This window comes from Streptomyces sp. NBC_01077 (assembly GCF_045162855.1).
Taxonomy (GTDB): Bacteria; Actinomycetota; Actinomycetes; order Streptomycetales; family Streptomycetaceae; genus Streptomyces.
The window spans coordinates 9,277,490-9,294,330 of sequence record NZ_CP108669.1 but is presented as its reverse complement, the minus strand read 5'-3'; the positions used below and the strand labels follow the sequence as shown (position 1 = coordinate 9,294,330).

At 67.1% G+C, this 16,841-nt stretch carries 16 protein-coding genes and 1 pseudogene; 9 read left to right on the top strand and 8 right to left on the bottom strand.

Going from position 1 to position 16,841, the window contains the following annotated elements; translation table 11 throughout:
• Nucleotides 1-137 precede the first annotated feature (137 nt).
• From OG462_RS41675 to OG462_RS41650, 6 genes are all read left to right on the top strand, one after another.
• Nucleotides 138-776: a hypothetical protein gene (locus OG462_RS41675; RefSeq protein ID WP_406066205.1), complete on the top strand. Its 639-nt coding sequence runs from the start codon at nt 138-140 to the stop codon at nt 774-776.
• Nucleotides 777-793: 17 nt separating this feature from the next.
• On the top strand, nt 794-1,036 hold the full coding sequence (locus OG462_RS41670; RefSeq protein WP_406066203.1) for a hypothetical protein: 243 nt from the start codon (nt 794-796) through the stop codon (nt 1,034-1,036).
• A 47-nt stretch (nt 1,037-1,083) separates the two neighbouring features.
• Nucleotides 1,084-1,374 (top strand): hypothetical protein, encoded by a 291-nt coding sequence (locus OG462_RS41665; RefSeq protein WP_406066201.1) that lies wholly within the window; start codon nt 1,084-1,086, stop codon nt 1,372-1,374.
• The gene (locus OG462_RS41660; protein ID WP_406066199.1) at nt 1,371-1,778 is read left to right on the top strand and encodes a hypothetical protein; all 408 of its coding nucleotides are present in this window, start codon (nt 1,371-1,373) and stop codon (nt 1,776-1,778) included. Before OG462_RS41665 ends, OG462_RS41660 begins: the two co-directional genes overlap by 4 nt.
• A gap of 194 nt (nt 1,779-1,972) precedes the next feature.
• Entirely contained in the window at nt 1,973-4,300 is a 2,328-nt protein-coding gene (locus OG462_RS41655) for a hypothetical protein (protein WP_406066198.1), read from the top strand.
• A 75-nt stretch (nt 4,301-4,375) separates the two neighbouring features.
• Nucleotides 4,376-5,125 (top strand): transposase family protein, encoded by a 750-nt coding sequence (locus tag OG462_RS41650; RefSeq protein ID WP_406066196.1) that lies wholly within the window; start codon nt 4,376-4,378, stop codon nt 5,123-5,125.
• Between the two features lie 128 nt (nt 5,126-5,253).
• Here the strand turns inward: OG462_RS41650 and OG462_RS41645 are convergent, their stop codons facing one another.
• Together OG462_RS41645 and OG462_RS41640 are read right to left on the bottom strand one after the other, a co-directional pair.
• Nucleotides 5,254-5,808, bottom strand: coding sequence for an RICIN domain-containing protein (locus OG462_RS41645; RefSeq protein ID WP_406066194.1), 555 nt, complete (start codon nt 5,806-5,808; stop codon nt 5,254-5,256).
• Nucleotides 5,809-6,336: 528 nt separating this feature from the next.
• Complete coding sequence (locus tag OG462_RS41640; RefSeq protein WP_406066192.1) at nt 6,337-6,756, bottom strand: hypothetical protein; 420 nt, start codon at nt 6,754-6,756, stop codon at nt 6,337-6,339.
• A 478-nt stretch (nt 6,757-7,234) separates the two neighbouring features.
• Here OG462_RS41640 and OG462_RS41635 point away from each other — a divergent pair, with 478 nt between their 5' ends.
• The 3 genes from OG462_RS41635 to OG462_RS41625 all read left to right on the top strand — a co-directional run bounded on the left by OG462_RS41635 (nt 7,235) and on the right by OG462_RS41625 (nt 9,343).
• A complete protein-coding gene (locus tag OG462_RS41635) occupies nt 7,235-8,074 on the top strand; it encodes a helix-turn-helix domain-containing protein (RefSeq protein ID WP_406066191.1) in 840 nt (279 codons plus the stop codon).
• Between the two features lie 402 nt (nt 8,075-8,476).
• Nucleotides 8,477-8,707, top strand: coding sequence for a hypothetical protein (locus tag OG462_RS41630; RefSeq protein ID WP_406066190.1), 231 nt, complete (start codon nt 8,477-8,479; stop codon nt 8,705-8,707).
• 213 nt (nt 8,708-8,920) lie between these two features.
• Nucleotides 8,921-9,343, top strand: coding sequence for a hypothetical protein (locus OG462_RS41625; RefSeq protein WP_406066188.1), 423 nt, complete (start codon nt 8,921-8,923; stop codon nt 9,341-9,343).
• 99 nt (nt 9,344-9,442) lie between these two features.
• Here OG462_RS41625 and OG462_RS41620 read toward each other — a convergent pair whose 3' ends face one another.
• From OG462_RS41620 to OG462_RS41595, 6 genes and pseudogenes are all read right to left on the bottom strand, one after another.
• Complete coding sequence (locus tag OG462_RS41620) at nt 9,443-9,766, bottom strand: peptidoglycan-binding protein (RefSeq protein ID WP_406066186.1); 324 nt, start codon at nt 9,764-9,766, stop codon at nt 9,443-9,445.
• The gene (locus tag OG462_RS41615) at nt 9,750-10,994 is read right to left on the bottom strand and encodes a protein kinase domain-containing protein (protein WP_406066184.1); all 1,245 of its coding nucleotides are present in this window, start codon (nt 10,992-10,994) and stop codon (nt 9,750-9,752) included. Before OG462_RS41615 ends, OG462_RS41620 begins: the two co-directional genes overlap by 17 nt.
• A 154-nt stretch (nt 10,995-11,148) precedes the next feature.
• Nucleotides 11,149-11,700, bottom strand: a complete 552-nt coding sequence (locus OG462_RS41610; RefSeq protein WP_406066183.1) for a hypothetical protein — start codon at nt 11,698-11,700, stop codon at nt 11,149-11,151.
• 17 nt (nt 11,701-11,717) lie between these two features.
• The gene (locus OG462_RS41605; protein WP_406066181.1) at nt 11,718-14,141 is read right to left on the bottom strand and encodes a DNA/RNA non-specific endonuclease; all 2,424 of its coding nucleotides are present in this window, start codon (nt 14,139-14,141) and stop codon (nt 11,718-11,720) included.
• 795 nt (nt 14,142-14,936) lie between these two features.
• A pseudogene (locus tag OG462_RS41600) lies at nt 14,937-16,176 on the bottom strand (IS701 family transposase).
• Nucleotides 16,177-16,254: 78 nt separating this feature from the next.
• Nucleotides 16,255-16,815, bottom strand: a complete 561-nt coding sequence (locus OG462_RS41595; RefSeq protein ID WP_406066180.1) for a TetR/AcrR family transcriptional regulator — start codon at nt 16,813-16,815, stop codon at nt 16,255-16,257.
• Nucleotides 16,816-16,841 lie beyond the last annotated feature (26 nt).

The window sequence follows — 16,841 nt, the reverse complement described above, 5'->3', positions numbered from 1 at the left end:
GCTCTCGGTGCAGGAGAGAGCGTCCGCGCGAGACGTCGCCCTCAAGTACGGCCGCACGCTCTACCCCCCCCTACGAGCGCCTCCTCTCGTTGAAGTCCGCGTCGACCTCGCCGTACTACGTCGGGCTGTCCTCTGACATGGCGAGCTTCACCCATGTCACCAAGCGAGTTGTGCTGGTCACGGACACGGTGCTGCTGTCCGACCACGGGGCCGGAACGGTGCACGAACTCGGGACTCGGGAGGCGAGCCAAACCGTCTATGGGGATGCCGCTGACGGCGTTGGACCCATGATGGACTTTGAACATCGTGAGTGGCACTACGGGATGGTGACCAGGGATCTTGCCGAGTTGGGGCAGTGGCTCTTGGGAGCTGAACATCTGCTCCGCAGCGGACTGGTCTGGTACGGACCGGTCTTCCAGGAAGGGAGGGCCGGTGGGAATCTCGCGTTTGTCATGCATCACACAGAGCCCGGGCCCCTGCCTTCGTTCCGCGACCGGTCCATCGATTTCGTGGTGGAGCACGGTCGGGCGGTGGATCTGTCCCGGGCGAAGCCGCTCGCCAGCCGGGTGGTCCGGCCGATCCTGGAAATGGACCTTCCTTTCATCGACGGGCTCAGTCTCAGCGATTTCGCGCAAGTCACCGCCGAGGAGTTCGACTCCTACCGCCAGTACCGCGACTTCATGCGTTCCCAGCTGCTTGAACTCGACGACGCGCTCGAAGGGGTCGACTCGCAGGTGGCCCTCGAACGTGTCGCTTTGGCCATCCGTGACAGTTGAACGCTGCTAACGCCGAGATGAGCACAGCGGCCCGTTCCCGCGCCCTCACCCGCTCCGGAGCTGTACTGGGTACGACGAGCGCCATCCTCGCCGCGGTCCGGCCCGAGGCCCTTCAAGGCGCGCTGGCCGCCGGCGCGACGCTCGCCGCCGGTGCCACCGGACTGTGGCCGACCATCCAGGCCTTCGGCGATATCAAACCCAAACGCGCACACGGCAAGTGGCACTACGTCTGGGTCCTCCAGAAGAAGGCCGCCCGCTGACCGCTGCGCGTACGTGCCCTTGGTGCGGAGACTATGAGGTGATCCCCATGTACTTCCTCGGGCAGGCTCTCTGGGGCACCGACGACCAGACCGTCACGAGGGCAGGCGGGTACACACTGGTAGACCTGTCGGACCACCTGGCAAAGACCCTGCGCGCCTACCTCGACCACTTCGCCCTCCCCACCGAATCCTTCGACCCCGCAGTAGACCGGGCAGGCGACTACTGGTGGCTGGAGCTAAACCCCAACGGCCAATGGGGGTGGCTGGAGCAGAACACCGGGCTGCCGATGGCCGCCGCACTCGCCGACCTGCTCACCCAAGGAGAAGCCGCCCGATGACCGATACCGCCCCTCAGCGGCGTGCACTCGCCGACCGGCTGGAGACCGCCGGCATCCTCACCTCCCCACAGTGGCGAGCAGCAGTTGAGGCCGTGCCGCGCGAACTGTTCCTCAACCCCGGAGTCTTCCTGCCCATGGACGGCGGCCGCTGGCGGCCGGTCACCGCTCTCGGAGCCGACCCGGCCGAGTGGGCAGCGATTGCCTACCGGGACCAGTCCCTCACCAGGCCCGGCAGCTGGCTGTTTCCGCCCACCCTCTGCTCGCGGCGTGGTGGGCCAGCTCGCGCCGTCCAGGCGGTGCAGCAAGCCGGCCGTGCCCGCGATGGCGGCGGCGCACAGGATCGTGACGGCGAGGACGAGAAGGGCGACGACAACGTCAAGGGGCATGATTTCTCATTCGGTTGAGACGAACCGCGCTGTGCGGCGTGGTGTGATGCCCCTAAGGTGCCGAGAAGGTCGTCTGTCCGTCACGCCAGTCGGACGGGGCGGGGGTCGGACAGCCGTGTGCGCAGGTCAGAGCTGTTCTTCGTCCTGCTGGGTGTCCGACGAGATACACGCGTCGTATCTGCGGGGCGGCAGCGGAGAAGAGTCAGAGCGCAATGACGAGTCGGCAGAGCAACGAGGCGGAGGAGTACTTCCGCGCCTCGCTGCTGTCCCTGGGCAACCTGCTCGGCCTGGTCGACGTGTCCTGGCGCGGTCTGGCTGACCAGGTCGGGGTGGCGAGCAGCACCCTGAAAGGATGGCTTCGGAGGGGATTGGTCCCCGATGAGGTTGATGGCGTGAAGAAGGTGGCTGCAGTGCTCCTTGCTGCGGCACGCAGCTCCAAGGAGCCTCGTGCCGCTGACTTCGTGGCCCGCCTCGACCACGTCGACTGGTCCGCTGCGCACCGTGCGGTGCAGGCCGCCCGCGGCGAGGGGTGCAGCCGGTCGGCTCGGGCAGGTCGGGCACAGCGGGCGCAGGGTGTGCCGGTCCACACGCCCACGCCGGATCGCGAAGTACACGTGTGGACCGCTGATCAGCTCGGTGTGCACGCCGCAGTCGCAGGCGAGAGGCGTGGCGGCGGCGAGGAGTTCGTGCTGCCGGCCTACGTTCCACGTGCGCACGATGAACAAGTACGCGACTGGTTGCGGAAGCTCGTCGAGGGCGGCGGGACGCAGCTTCTGGTGCTGCGTGGTGGCTCGTGTACGGGCAAGACGCGAACTGCGTTCGAGGCGGTGCGCGAAGTGATGCCCGACTGGCGGCTGGTGTATCCAAAGACCGCCCAGGCGGTGGTGGAACTGCTGTCTGGCGTGCCCTTGCCGGCGGGGACAGTGTTGTGGCTGGACGATCTTCACCGGCTGCTTGCCGAGTCGGCAGGGGAGCAGGCGGCGGGGCTGCTGAGGGAACTGTTGGATCAACCGGGGCCTGTGGCGGCTGTGGCGACGATCTGGCCGGACAAATACAAGACGCTGGTCTCCACTCCCCTGGAGGGTCAGGCAGACCGTTACGGCCAGGCCCGTTCTCTGCTTGCTCGTGGGTCGATGGTGGTCGTTCCCGAGGCGTTTACCGGTGAGGCGTGGGAGGAGTTCGTGCGCCGGTCCGCGGCGGACGCGTCGCTGTGCGCAGTGGCGGCGTCGGCCGGCGAGGGCGGGAGTGTGGCCCAGCTTCTTGCGGCTGGCCCCGAGCTGATGGAGCACTGGCAGCAGGCCCCACAGATCTACGGCAAGGCAGTGATCAGTGCTGCCATCGATGCGAGAAGGCTCGGGACGCGTGCGCCGCTTCCGGAAGTCTTCCTGCAGCACGCAGCTACCGGATACCTCACCCCTCGTGAGCGGGCCGAAGTGGATCCCTCGTCGTGGTTCCGTGATGCGCTGGACTATGCGTGTCGTCCGATCAAACAGGTCACCAGCGCTCTGCAGCCCGTGCCTCATCCGACCGGTATGGGTCCGCTGCCAGGTGTGGTCGACCTGGCGGACTACCTCGAGCAGCATGCCGGGGCTCTTCGCTGGGATCACGTTCCGCCTGCCGCGTTCTGGGACGCCGCGCACCAGCACCTCGATACGGGTCAGGACATCAACCGCCTGGCAATGCAGGCCTTCTCCCGAGGCCGCTTCCGGATCTCCCGCACGCTGTATCTGCGCGCCCACGAGCGGGGCAGCGCGGATGCGGTCGAGGGCCTGTGCTTTACCTACACCGAAACCGGTCGCATCCTCACCGCCGACGGTCGCGAAGAGCTCGTCGGCCTCGCTCACGATGCCGATGGTCGCGGCTACAGCCTGTGGTACCTCGGTTCCACACTGGCGAGCATCGGCAGCGACGAGTCCGACGAGGAGGTCTGCGCTCTGGCGGCGGAACTGCTCGCCGAATCCTTCGACGCCGGGCATGTGGACGCGGCTTTCTCCCTGGCCGAGCTGTGGGAGGACTCTGGTCACCATGAGGACGCAGCACGCCTTGTCGCCTACGCACGTCAAAGAGACGAACACCCTGCAGCCGAAGCGGCAGTTGTTCCGGCTCTGGCAGCAAGGATCAAGAGCGTGCTGTCCGGAGTAGGCAGTGCGCCGGACCAGGACCAGAGCGTCCTGGGGCATGCATCGCATCGCGAAGTGACTGCGCTGGCACACCGCCTTCGCGTAGATCCCTCGCTGCTGCCTCTCGGGTGGCAGGCCCGACTGGCGGGACTCGGATACACGAAGGTGACCGAGATGCTGCTGCGGGCCTTGCTGGACGTCGGGGCGACGACCGCTCCGTTCGACCTGGAGAGGTTCTTGGAGAGCGAGGGAAGAGACAGCGAGGCGGCAGCAGTGCTGCTGTCCGCTGCCCGCGACGGCAACGACCGGGCCGTCGTCGAGCTGGTATCCCGCTGGAGCGCCACGAAGCCCAACGAGGTGCGCACACTGAGCGTTTTCAGCGTGGCCACTGATCGGGTGACGCCGGTGAGGTTGAGGTGAGGGCCGCAACACGCAAGGCCCCCGTGCCGTTGGGGGAGGTGTTCGAAGTCTCAACCCACCGGCACAGGAGCCTCGTTGGTTCCCTATCCTGCCGCACTCGACCTCCCGCATGCCCTCGTCGAGTGGGTCACGATACTCGTCGTCACCCGTGAGGGTGACCGACGGTGCAAGCTCCCGCCGCACCAGCGTGCGCTCGTCGCTCTGGTGTACCTGCGCCGCCACGACACCCTCGCCCGGATCGCGTCCGGGTTCGGGATATCCGTCGGCACCGCCCACGCGTATGTCACCGCCGTGACCGGCCTGCTTGCCGAACGGGCCCCGGGCCTGCTCAAGACGCTGCGCGAGCATGATCCGGAGTTCGTCCTCCTGGACGGGACCCTCGCCGAGTGCGACCGCGTCGGCGACAGCCGAGCCGATTACTCGGCCAAGCACCGCCGGCACGGCGTGAACGTCCAGGTCGTCACCGACCCCGCCGGCGAGGTGCTGTGGATCTCGCCCGCACTGCCGGGCCGCACCCACGACCTGACCGCGGCCCGCACCCACCGCATCATCCGGATCTGCGAACGCCAGGGCGTCCCGATCCTCGCCGACCGCGCCTACCAGGGCGCCGGCCCCTGGGTCACCACCGGACTCAAACGCCCACCGGGCGGCGAACTCACCCTCACCCAGCGCACCGTCAACCGGGCCCTGGCCGCGGCAAGGGCACCGGTCGAACGCGGCATGGCACGACTGAAGTCATGGCAGATCTTCCGCAGATCCCGCATCAGCCCCAACCGCATGACCGTCATCGCCAAAGCTGTCCTCACCCTGGAGAGGCAACGTTGAAAACGCTCACTGATCGTCATGACGGTTGAGGTCTGGCGGAACTGCCGGCGTCTCGGCTGACTGCGCCGGCTGGGGAAGCCCGTCAGCCGAACCTCTCACACCAGGCCAGCACTCCGGCGGGAGGGTGGTCAGCGAGGAATGTCGGCGGCATACCACAGCTGATTATCCCCGTAATGGCAGTCCCACTGGCGGGCCGGAGCACCGTTATCCAAGCGCCAATCAGCCATCTCGAGGCACTTACCGCTGTGCACATTCTTAAGGGCAATCACGTCGAGTCCGTCAGTAGTGGTGGTTCCCATCCACACCCACTGCTGGTTGGCCCCCTCATGACAGTCCCACTGCCGGACCACGGCACCGTTCGCAGTGCTCCAGTCCGCGACCTCAAGGCACTTACCGCTGTGCTCGTTGAAAAGCAAGTCCGACCCATTATCTTGCGGCAGGAAGAACCACCACTGATTCTTCCCTAGATGGCAGTCCCACTGCCGGGCCGCAGCACCATTCGCAGTGCTCCAGTCCGCGATCTCAAGACACTTACCACTGTGGTAGCTGGTAAGCCTCTGCCACCCGCTTCCGAGCTCCGCAGACGCAGGCGATGCGGGTAGGAAAAGGGACACCAGCACACTCGCAGCAACCATCCCGAGAGTACGGCGAACAAACCTGGCAAGATCAAATTTGACTGGCATGCGCATTCCATTCTTTTTGTTCGTTTGCGGGGTGGAAGTCGGATCGGGCGTCGAACTCCAACTCCTCTCGGCTTCAATCTGGGCACTGCCGCGGCTTATGACTCGCTGCGTCTCCCGCTCGGCCGTCCTCGCGAGAGGGCTTCGCAGCGGTTCGCGTGGCCTGCTCGCGACACGACAGACCGGCGTGACTAGTTGATGCAGCCGACTCCCTTGCTCGGCCCCAAGACCTGGCCTCTCACAGTGGGGCGCCTCGTGATCACTCAGCGGGAAGCATCGTTCGATATTGCGATCATGCCGAGAAGGTACAAACGGCTCCATGCAACAAAAGGTTGCACGGCCCTTCGGAGGATTGCCCGCGTGTGAGTCGCGGTTCGGTCCTGGCTACCCCAGGCACTCCCTCGGTCGCCAGAGACCTCAAAGGCTGGAGACCCCGTGGGCTCTTATTTCTCTTGAATGCGCCGCGCCTGCGGCGTCCGCCCGCCCCCTGCGTACTGCACGAGAGAGCGCCGCAGGAGTGATACGGCGAGATCAGGAGTAGACGGAAGTCCAATCGCCGCTCTGCGAGTTGGGCACCCAAACGGTTGTCTCCCCGTAATAGGTCGCGAACGAGCAGGAGTTGTTCTTGTAGAAGGTGACGTTGGCCTCCCCCTTCCACCACCAGCCACCGATCCAGGTGTCCTTGGTCGGGGTGGGGAAGCATCCGGATGCCGCATCGCCGTTCTGGTTGTAGCCCTGGATGCGGATGGAGTAGACGACGCTGCTGTTGTCGTGGAAGTGGATCTGCTGGCCGTTCGATCCAGCGAACGACTGACCTGCGGAGCCCAACACCCCGGCGAAGGCCAGGGCGACGGCCCCGACGGTAGTGGCAACCTTCTTACGCAAGCTCATGCTCATGTTCCGCGTGATCTTTCTCGTGGTTGTCTCTTGGGCGGCGGTCGGCTTGAGCATCGAACTCAAGCCTCCGCTCGGTTTCAATCGGGGCACTGCAGCAACCCGCTACTCGCTACGTTTCTCCGTCGGCCGTGCGCGTGAGACGTATGAGTTCATACCGTTCCACGGAATTGTCAGGCCGTAGTCGATGAGCTTGAAGCATGCTGCGGTGCTGGTCTAAGCGAGGACGAGCTCGCGGTACTACGTGCTGCGGCAGAGGCTGTTTGAGGGGCAGCCTCCGACCGCCGCTGCCGGCGTTGCGGTCGCTGCCAGTCCGCTCAGGAGGCGGTGGCGAGAGGCCGCGCGGCAGGGGCTGCGGCAAACGCCTAGGTCGCGAGCTTGCGCTTGAAGTTCACTGTTGTCTCCGTGTCAGAGAGTGCTCGGTACTGTCGGTGCCGCGCCACGGCACGAGTATTCCGCCCCCCGACCCCCGTTTCCATGCGGGGATCTCGCAGATAATCGGTCGGCACCCGTCCCCGACCGATGGATACGTCAGATGCGACTCTCCGCCCACGACCGCCACTCCCTGAAGAAGGTCCTTCAGGAGCGCCGGGCCTCCATAGACCCAGTGACCAGGGGTTTTCCAAGACGGTTGCCCGGTCCCGGAAGACGGGCCGTCGGTCTGAGCCAGGAGCAGATGGACGAGCTACTCGTGCGTGCCCAGGGCACGTACAACCGCTTCGAGAACGGTCAGCTCGTCAACCCCGGCGCGGACCTTCTGTCCTCCGTCGCGAAGGTCCTCAGGCTCAGCGAGCAGGAGTGGACGTTCCTCTGGCAGCTGACCCGCAAGGAGAACCCGCCCAGCACGCTGCACGGGAGCGCGGGCACCACCCTTGCCGGCATGTGGCGGCAGGTCATCGAAGGCATCACCGGCACCTTGGCGTACATCTGCGACGCCGAGTGGAACGTCGTCACCCACAACGAGGACTTCCGGCTTCTCTTCCCCCGCGAACAGGTCCCCGCCAACATCGCGCGCTGGCTGCTCCTGGACTCCGAGGCCCGCACCCAGGTCCTGACGGACTGGACCGGCCACTGGGCGCCGGCCATCATGCCCCACCTCAGACAGTCTGTGGAGCTGCGCCCCGACAACGCCGCACTCAACCGCCTGGAGCGGGACGTCCTCGACGACCCGGTGGCTGGCCCGCTCTACCGCGACGGCGCCGCGGTCCCCCTTCCGTTCGCCGACGGATCCGAACTCCAGCTCCGTCACGCTGTCCACGGCCCAGGCCGTCTCACGACCTGCCTCGCGGAGCCCATCCTCGCGCCCGGCGCCCGGATCAACCTCAGCATCTTCACGCCCGACGACCCGGACCAACCTGCCAAGCGCCCAGGGTAGTGGCGGGCGAGTCCACCCACATCGTGTTCCCCCTCCGGGCTCGAGGTAGGGCCGAATCGGTCGACGCCTGGCCGGCCAAGCCGCTGCCACCGCCTGCCCGCCGTGACCTCCGCCGTCTTGCTCTCCACAGCGAAGGAGCTGGCGGCCTTGCCGATGAGCCCGTAGTGCTGCAAGGCGTTGCGCCGTTCGGCAAGCTCCTTGACCGCCTTCCTGCCCCTAGCTTCGAGTTCGACCTCCACGACCTACGCGACCGGCTCGCAGGCGCCGAGTGGTGGACGACCAGGACTACACCGACTACGGCTGGCTTTGTTCATGAGAACGGGCTCTGGCTTAACTTCTGTGAGGTGCATACGTTGAGTGACGCCTTGCGCCGCGTGGTCTACTGTCGCGCCGGGAGGGATCGTGAGTCGCACCGGTGCGTTGATGAAGGGGACCTGGCTGGACTGGGCTGTCCTCGCCTACATGGTGGTGACTGCGACCACGTGTCAGAGCCCAATCCTGGTCGTCTTCTTTACGGTCATCGCGCTTGCTGTTGCAGTCGTCTGTGTGCGCAAGACCTGGCGGCTGGCTCGGCTGGCCGACATCTGGGCGTCACCTTCTGCGAGCGAGGAGGGGGCAGACCACAGAAGTTGAGCCAGAGCCAAGTGGGGCTCTGGCTCAGCTTGTGTGGTTCCGGGCACCCTGAGCGACGGCTGGGCTGGCCCGGACTGTGCGCCAGGCCGCCGTGAATGAGCTGCTGGGCCGTCAGGAGAGGCATGGTCGTGAGGGCGATCCGCCATCCCGCGAAGCGCTCGGCCGGCGGGTGCGCTCTATGATCTCGGCGGTCATCGACATGGGGGTAGGGGTATGAACGGCGGGCGTTCGACGCGCAGGTGGTCGCTCGATGAGAAGAACTGGTCGCGGGGGTGGTGGATTCCACTGGTCGTCGTCGTCCTGGCGGCCGCGACCTGGGGGTTCCTGGGGTTCGTCGAAGGCGGCTGCAAGCGCGGGCCCAGGCGCGGCTGCGTCGCCGCCGACGGCTACGAGTTGCGCAGCTGGGTGTTGTTCCTCGCTTCGATGCCCACGCTGTTCGTGGTCGGCACCGGCCTGACCGCCGACCGATGGCCGCCAGCGCTGGGCGTCGCTGCCGGCGGCGCGGCCTGCGGGCTCTACACGCTCGCGCAGGGCCACACGGTCCCGCACCTCATCATGGCGGCCGTCCTCTTCGCTCTGGCCATCACGGCACCCGCGCTGGCCTGGCGTCGCCGACGCGCAGCGCGAGCGGAGTGAGAGCGGGCACTGCCAGCTGCCACTGACCTCCCAGGTGACCCACGGTCACAGGCCACGGAAGTTGAGCCAGAGCCCGTTCCCGTGAACAAAGCCACGTGGTCAGTGTTCGCAGCCGGACATGGGGTACTCGAGGTACTTCCATGTCTGTGGGCCGACCTGGCCGTCGGCCTTGATGCCGGAACACTGCTGGACGGCCTTGACGGCGGCTTCGGTGCCGCTGCCGAAGTTTCCGTCGATCTCAGAGGGCGGTTCGTGAGCTTTCGCGAGGTTCTGTCGGTATGGGTGGGCCCGCGAGGAGCCGAGAGATTCCGTCGGCTGCTCCCTGTGAAGCCGTCCCCTTTTACCGCTGCGCGCCCACAGCGCGAAACGTAGTGCAGGGGATGAAACACCGGGAGGGAACGACCTCTTACATCTCTGCCGCATCCATGACCATCGCCCCGGCCAGCCACATGATGAGGTAGAAGGTCATCAATATCCAGGAGATCACTTTCCACAGTCGTGCCTTCTGTCCGCTTCGCCGGACCCAGGCAGGCATGGCGGCCAGCACCGAGGCCGCTGCGAAGCTGTTGAAGGCCCACTTCTGACCCGATGTCAGCGGGCTTGTGGCGGGGTCTTCTGCCATGATGATGAACGCCGTCGCTCCCCACATCAGGAGCAGGGAGATGGTCAGCCGAACGCCTTGTGTGACGTGCGTTCGCCACTGCGGGCGCACGGGCGCCGGATCTGGCGTGAACCCTGGGAGCAGCGCCGGCACGGGTGTGGGTGGGGATATAGGTGCACGTGTGGGGGGTGGTGGGGTCGCTACCGCCATCCGGAGGGCGGCGCGCATCGATTCCGCGTCGGGGTAGCGCTGCTCGGGCCGCTTGGCGAGCGCACGGGCCACCACCGGTTCCAGGCGTGGATGTCCGAGGACTCCAAATGAGGCCAGTGTCGGTGGCGGTTCGTGCAAGTGCCGATAAGCGATCGCGAACGCGTCTGGCCCGTCGAATGGTGTCCGGCCCGTCATCAGTTCGAAGAGCAGCACGCCGACTGCATACAGGTCGGACCGTCCGTCGAGGTGCGCCGAGCCCTGCACCTGCTCGGGTGACATGTACTGAGGGGTGCCGATCGTCATCCGCGTGCCGGTGAGGGCGCTCCTGGCACCGGCGGCCGCGCGGGCGATACCGAAATCTGCCACCTTTGTGATGCCGTCCCCGGCCAGCAGGATGTTCGCCGGTTTGATGTCGCGGTGGACGAGCCCCTGGGCATGGCTGGCGGCCAATGCGGACAGGATCTGGTCCGTGATGCGCGCCGCGGCTGACGCGGAGAGTCCATCTGTACGTAGCCGGTCCGCTAGCGAAGGCCCCGTGACCAGCTCCATCACGAAGTACGGCACCGGCGGCCCGTCTGCCCGCGACTCTTCTCCAGTGTCGTGCACGGTTACCACGTGCGGGTGCCGGAGCGCGGCCATGGCCTGCGCCTCGCGCCGGAATCGCTCCGGATGGCTCGCGTCGAGGGCGAGTCCGGGCAGCATCGTCTTGACAGCCACTGCCCGTGCCAGGCTGAGGTCGTAGGCCCGGTAGACCTGGGCCATTCCGCCGCTTCCCAGTAACCCGTCGATACGGTACCGGCCTCCGGCCAAGATCTCACCTTGCGCAAACACATCCCCCATGTGACCGATCATAGGAGTAACTCGGAGGCCTGAGGCCAGTTCATGAGTTGATGTCAATTCCCTGGTGAGGCTGAGACAGGGCTGCCGGTCGCGGTGCTCGGTCGGCTACTGCTTCCCACTTCAGGTACGAAACCCGGGAGACACGGCGAACGGCTCAGAGTTCGGGGTTCCACAGCGGCTCCCCGGGCCTGGGCCCGACGAGTTCGTCGAGGAACGCGTCCTGCCGGCCGAGGGCGCGGTTCAGCAGGGCGACCATGCCCATGTCGTAACGGCGCCAGTTCGCTTTGTCCCACACCACGACCGGCCAGGCGTCCGGATCCGCGTCCTCAGTCAGCCAGAAGCACTGCTCCCCTCCGACGCCGCCGCCCCACGCGAGCAGGCCGCCGGCCTCGGGATGGAAGAAGTACGGAAACGCCTCCGGGTGCTTCTCCCGAAGACCGCGCAGCAGGGCACCGATCTCGGCAGCCACGTCCAGCACGGGTGCCAGGGCCGCGACTCCGGTGCCAGCGACGTACGGGGGCAGCGGGATCAGCGGTGTGAGCCGGCTGCCCACTGTCCCGGGCCCGTAGGCGTCGACGAACGCCCGGTAGTCGGCGGGCAGGTCGAGGCCGTACGCGGCCCGGGTGTCGCCCCAGGGCAGCGCCGGCCCCGCCGTCCCGGGCGCGACCCCGGTGATCCGCGCGAACTCGGCAATGTCGTTCCGCACTACCGGACCACCACCTGTCAGGGGCTGAGGTTCTTCCCGCTCTTCACATTCTGGACCGTGCCACCGCCGGGTATCACGAGCGGATACGGATTCCCGCGGGAGTCCCAGGCGGTGACCTGGAAGGTGAACGCGTACGGGATCTCGGCCGCAGTGTCCTTGTACTTGGCCGTCACCGTCATCCGCACGATTCCTCCCTTGTTGAGGAATTTGCGGACTGCCGTTTGGATGTCCGTCATCTCCCCAACGTTCACGGGTGTGGCCCAGCACGGCGTGAGGTTCCGTTGTATGCCGCGGCCGCCGAACTCCTTGGGTATCAGGTGACAGCTGTTGACAAGGGTTCCCGGCACACCCGGGAGCAGTGCCTTCGCGCGGTTGCGGGCAGTGTCCATGCCGGGGCTGTTGGAATTGGAGGCCGTACCGTCACCCAGCGGATTCTTCAGGCACACGGTGGCCGCGGTAGCCCGCTTGTGCGACCCGGTGGGAGCGTAGTAGATCCAGCCCTCCCCGCTGGTCTCGACGACGCCGGCCGGCGGACTCTGCGTCAGGCAGGTCGGCTTGTCGTTCGGCCCGCTGCTGTTCGACGGCTCCGGCGACGCCGAGGAGCCGCCGGAACCGCAGCTCGCGCCGAGCTGGCTCGGGTCGGTCCACTGGTGGGTGCCGGAGCCGTTGACGATGACGAGGCGGTCGACGCGGGGGCCGCCGCTGGCCGGCTCGCAGAGGCTGTCCCGCAACTGCTGGAACTGCTGTCCCGTGGAGAGGGAGTGCTCCAGGTCCTGCGTGGTGGCCAGGTCCAGCAGCGGTCCCACGAACGGTTCGAGGTCGAGCCGTAGCACCCGTTCGTATCCGGACCGCGCCTTCTGGCCCCCGCCGGTCCCGGAACCCGGCTGCTCGCCGTTCAGTCGTGCGGCGCCGAGGCGTGCCTGCGACCCGAGTTCCGCCGGGCTCCGCACCGTTTGCGCCTTCACGGCGCGTTTGACCGGCCGGCCCTGCTCTGTGGTCGTGTAGAGGTAGTCCGTTGGCGGTGTTGCTCCTGCTGTAGTGGGCGGCGCGGTCCAGGTGACGTGCGCGTGAGGGTCGGTCTGGAGCAGCAGCGCAATCTCCTGGAGCACGCGCTGGTTGTCGGTCTTTTCGGTGGTGGGAAGGATGTCGCGCAGGTCCTGCGGGTTCTCCAGTCTGCCGGAGTGGAGGATCTCGCCCAGGTCGGGCAGCTCGCCCTGGCTGTTGGCCGCTTCGATCGCATCGAAGGCTTTGCTGCCCGCCTCGGTGTCGCTCGTCGGCCGGTCCTTCGTCATGACGTCGAGCAGCCCTGCCACAGTGGGCTGCAAGGGGGTGCTGAATGAGAGGTTGCCCGGCCGCAGGTTGCGGGCGTGCAACCGGCTGCCCACCTTGGGGTCGGGGCCGTACTCGGCGGTCGAGTACACCCAGGCGTAGTCGGTGTGGTGCACGGTCCGTCCGGTGCCCCACGCGATGTTGGGGCGGGTGCCGCTGACCGTCTTGGACTGCTTGGGCTGCAGGTTGCCAAGCGGGTGGGGCTGGTCGGGAACCCTCGGCAGGGACAGATAGAGCGTGGCCGCGCCCGCCTGGTCGCCGCTGTTGGTGACCGTGTAGGAGTACGAGCACGGGTTGGTCGTACACAGGTAGGCGTCGCTGCTGGTGATGGTGAAGGCGGGCCCCATGGTCTTGGAGACCGCCTCAGCCGACGTGGCGGGCGGGACGGCGGTCGCCACGGCCGAGGCGGTGGTGGCACGGACCGCGGCGGCCTGCTCGGTGGTGGCTGGCTTCGGCTCCAGCAGAAGGTAGCTGCTGAAGTCACTCTCGGCGACAGGCACAGCGTTCGTACGATAGCCCGCCGGCTCCATCACCGGTCCGGCGCGCCGGGCAGAGTGCCAGACGGCGGACTTGACGGGGCTGTCATGGCCGGGGTCGCCGCCGATGGCAAGGACCGAGTAGGGCGATTCGGCGGCGAGGACGACCGTCCAGCCCTGAGAGGTGTACGAGACGGCCTTGCGACCCTTGAACGTTGCGCTGTCCTCCCGAACCGCCTCGGGATCGGACGTGACCTGCCGGACCTGCGCGGCAAGCGAGGCCGGCGTCAGCGTGCCGGCATTCACCGCGAAGCTGTTGAGCATGTAGTAGCCGGAGCGCTTCTGCGGCGCGACCCAGTGACCGGCGCTGGTCAAGTCGTGGCCGAAGTGAGGATCCTGCTGAGCCCAGAAGGCCGAGTCGCCCTTCAGGTAGAGCCGGTCGCCGGACCACGCGAGGGTCGCCTTTCCGGCTACCGGTTTGCTGAGGGTTCCCGACGCCTTCCCTGTGCTGGTGACCGTCAGGTTTGCCCGGGTCATGGATTGGTGCTCGACCGGGGCGTAGACCATCGACAGGTTCACCGCGGGCAGGGTGCTTAACTCCTGCGCCGCCGAAGCGCCCTGCTGGGCCGGTGACATGCGGGGGGCCGATGCCTCGTGCTTGGCATCCCCGGACCCGCCCGAGCCGTTCGACCCGCTGGGCCACAGCACGTACAACAGGCTCGCCAGCACGGCCAACGCAGCGCCCGCGGCCGTGAAGGACCGGGCGCGCGACTGCCGCAACCACCCGGCAACCGCTCGCGGGGACCCCGCCGACGCACCCGCTGTGGGAGGCCGGGCCGGCAGCGGAGGCGCCGCGGGCCGCTGTGGTGCATGGGGCGGCCGGGGCGGCGGTGGAGAAGCCACGGGCGGCTGGGAGGGGCGGGGCGGGTGCGGAGGGGGCGGGGCGTCAGTCTCCCGTTCACCGGATTCCGGCTGCTGCCCATGATCATCCGTCACAGCGACTCCCCCAGTTGCTTCCGCCGACCCCAGAATCCGGGAATTCCACGCTACCGACGAAAACACCCTGGGGGAGTAACTTCCTCATGTTTCAGTTGACGACTTGAGTGACAACCCACGTGACTACCCAAACTCCAGGGACAACGTCCCCACAGCACGTCCGTGCGAGGAGGATCAGCACAACGAAGTCCGCGGTGACCGCGGTTGCTGACGACATGCCGTCACCCACAAGGAGGCCCTTCGAATCGCGACGTCGACGCCTGCCAACCGAGACACACGAGTGGATCCTCAATCAGAAGACAAGAGGCGGCTTCCCCACAGGAGCGAGACGCCGACGAAGGTGGACACGGCCTTTGCCGCGCTAACCCAGTCTTCTCGTAACCTCACGTATCGAACCTCCATTCAGGAACCTAGTACTCCAGCGGTAGATCGTGATCACGCTGGGGCTGCGGTTTGGCGGTGGTAGTGGCTCGCTTGGGACCGGGCCTGGTGGCGGCGTCTCCAGTGGGACCAGCGGAGCCAGTGGGCTGTGTCGTGGACGCGTTGGGCAACGAGGGTGATGAACAACCGGGCGATCTCATTGCAGGTGATCGGGATCAGCTTGTCCCGGGCGGGCTGGCGGGTGTGTTCGTCGGCGCGGATGACGGCGAGGAAGGCGTGGGCGAGCATGGCGAGGGTGACCCAGCGGGACCAGGACGCGTAGCGGCGGACCTGATGCTCGTCCAGTTCGGCCAGCCCCTTTCCGGACTGGAACGTCTCCTCCACTCGCCACCTTGATCCAGCGACCCGGACCAGGGTCGCCAGTGGCACCGGTTGGGGCGTGTAGCAGTGGTAGTAGGCGAGTTCACCGGTGGTGCGGTTTCGGCGGATCAGCAGGTGGCGGTGGCCGGGGGCGGTGCTGGGTAGGTCGATGTGGGCCCAGTCGTAGAAGCGTTGCCCCTTTGCTCCGGCTCCGGCGGACAGCTTCTGCCAGGCCCGCTTGGGGAGCTTCTTCGCGAGGGCTTCCACCCGGGACTTGCCTGCGTGGGTGGTGACTTCGTGGGTTCGGGCCACCGCGAGCACGTAGCCGGTGCCGCGTGCCTCCAGGGCGGTGCGCAGTTTCGGGTTGCCGCCGTAGACCTCGTCGCCGGCCACCCAGGAGGCACGGTGGCCGGCGTCCAGGAACCGGGTGATCATGCGGGCTGCCAGTTCGGGCTTGGTCGCGAACGCGGCGTCCGGGGAGAGCCCGGCCGCCTGGCAGCGGTCGGGCTGGTCGGTCCACGAGCGCGGGATGTACAGCTCCCGGTCCACCGCGGCATGTCCGCGCCGGCCTGCGTAGACCAGGTAGACGGCGACTTGGGAGTTTTCGATTTCTCCCTGCTGTGCCGGTGTACTGGCGCTGGACGCCGACCGTATGGCTGCCCTTCTTCACGTCGCCAGTTTCGTCGACCACGAGTATGGCCCGGTCGTCGTGTAGGTGCTCGGCCACGTAGTCGCGAAGGTCGTCGCGTACGGCGTCTGCTTCCCACTTGGCCCGGTTCAGCAGGTGTTGCATGCCGTCGGGGGTGGCCTCCCCGGCCCACTCGGCGATGGTCCAGCAGTTCTTGCGGGGCAGATCCGAGAGCAGGCCGAGCACCAACCGCCTTATCCGACGGCGGGGTTCGACCCGCGTGAACCTGCCAGCGATCCGGTCCATCAGGGCATCGAATGCATCCTGCCAGCGGGCAGGGTCTGCGCTGCTACCTGAGGTCACCGCGTGATCGTTTGTCCTCATTCAATGCCGGAGGAGTTCGCAGAAGCGCTCCAGGGCGCGGTCGGTGCGGCGGTGGTCCCCGGTGGTCGTGAGATCGAACAGTAGGCCCCGGATGACGGCCATGACCAGCGTGGGAGTGACGGTGTCGTCAGGGTCGGTGGCGATGTCGCGGATCGTGGCGCCGAGGGTGTCAAACCAGCCCGTGATCGCCTCGGCCTGGTCCGGGTAGTTCTCGGGGTGAGCCAGACCGTCGGCGTGCACCTCGAAGATCAGCCGGACGTACGGGGCTCGCTCAGGTGCGCTGATCCAGGCCCAGATGCCGCGCAGGTGATCCTCCGCAGAGGCTGCCTGCGCCGGGAGGTTCTCGGCCAGCCGTGTCGCGCCGCGGCGGCGGGCCTCGGCAAGGACGGCAGATACCAACTCCTGCTTGCTGCCGAAGTCGTAGAGCAGCATCCGCGGGCTGGTATCGAGAGCTGCGGCCAGCGGCCTCAGGCTCAACCCGGCCAGGCCGCGTGCCAGTACGTAGTCGGTCGCCCGCACCAGCGTGGCCTCCCGTCGGGCGGGATCTGGGGGTCGCCCCACGGTGGATCATCCTCTCGGTACTGCGG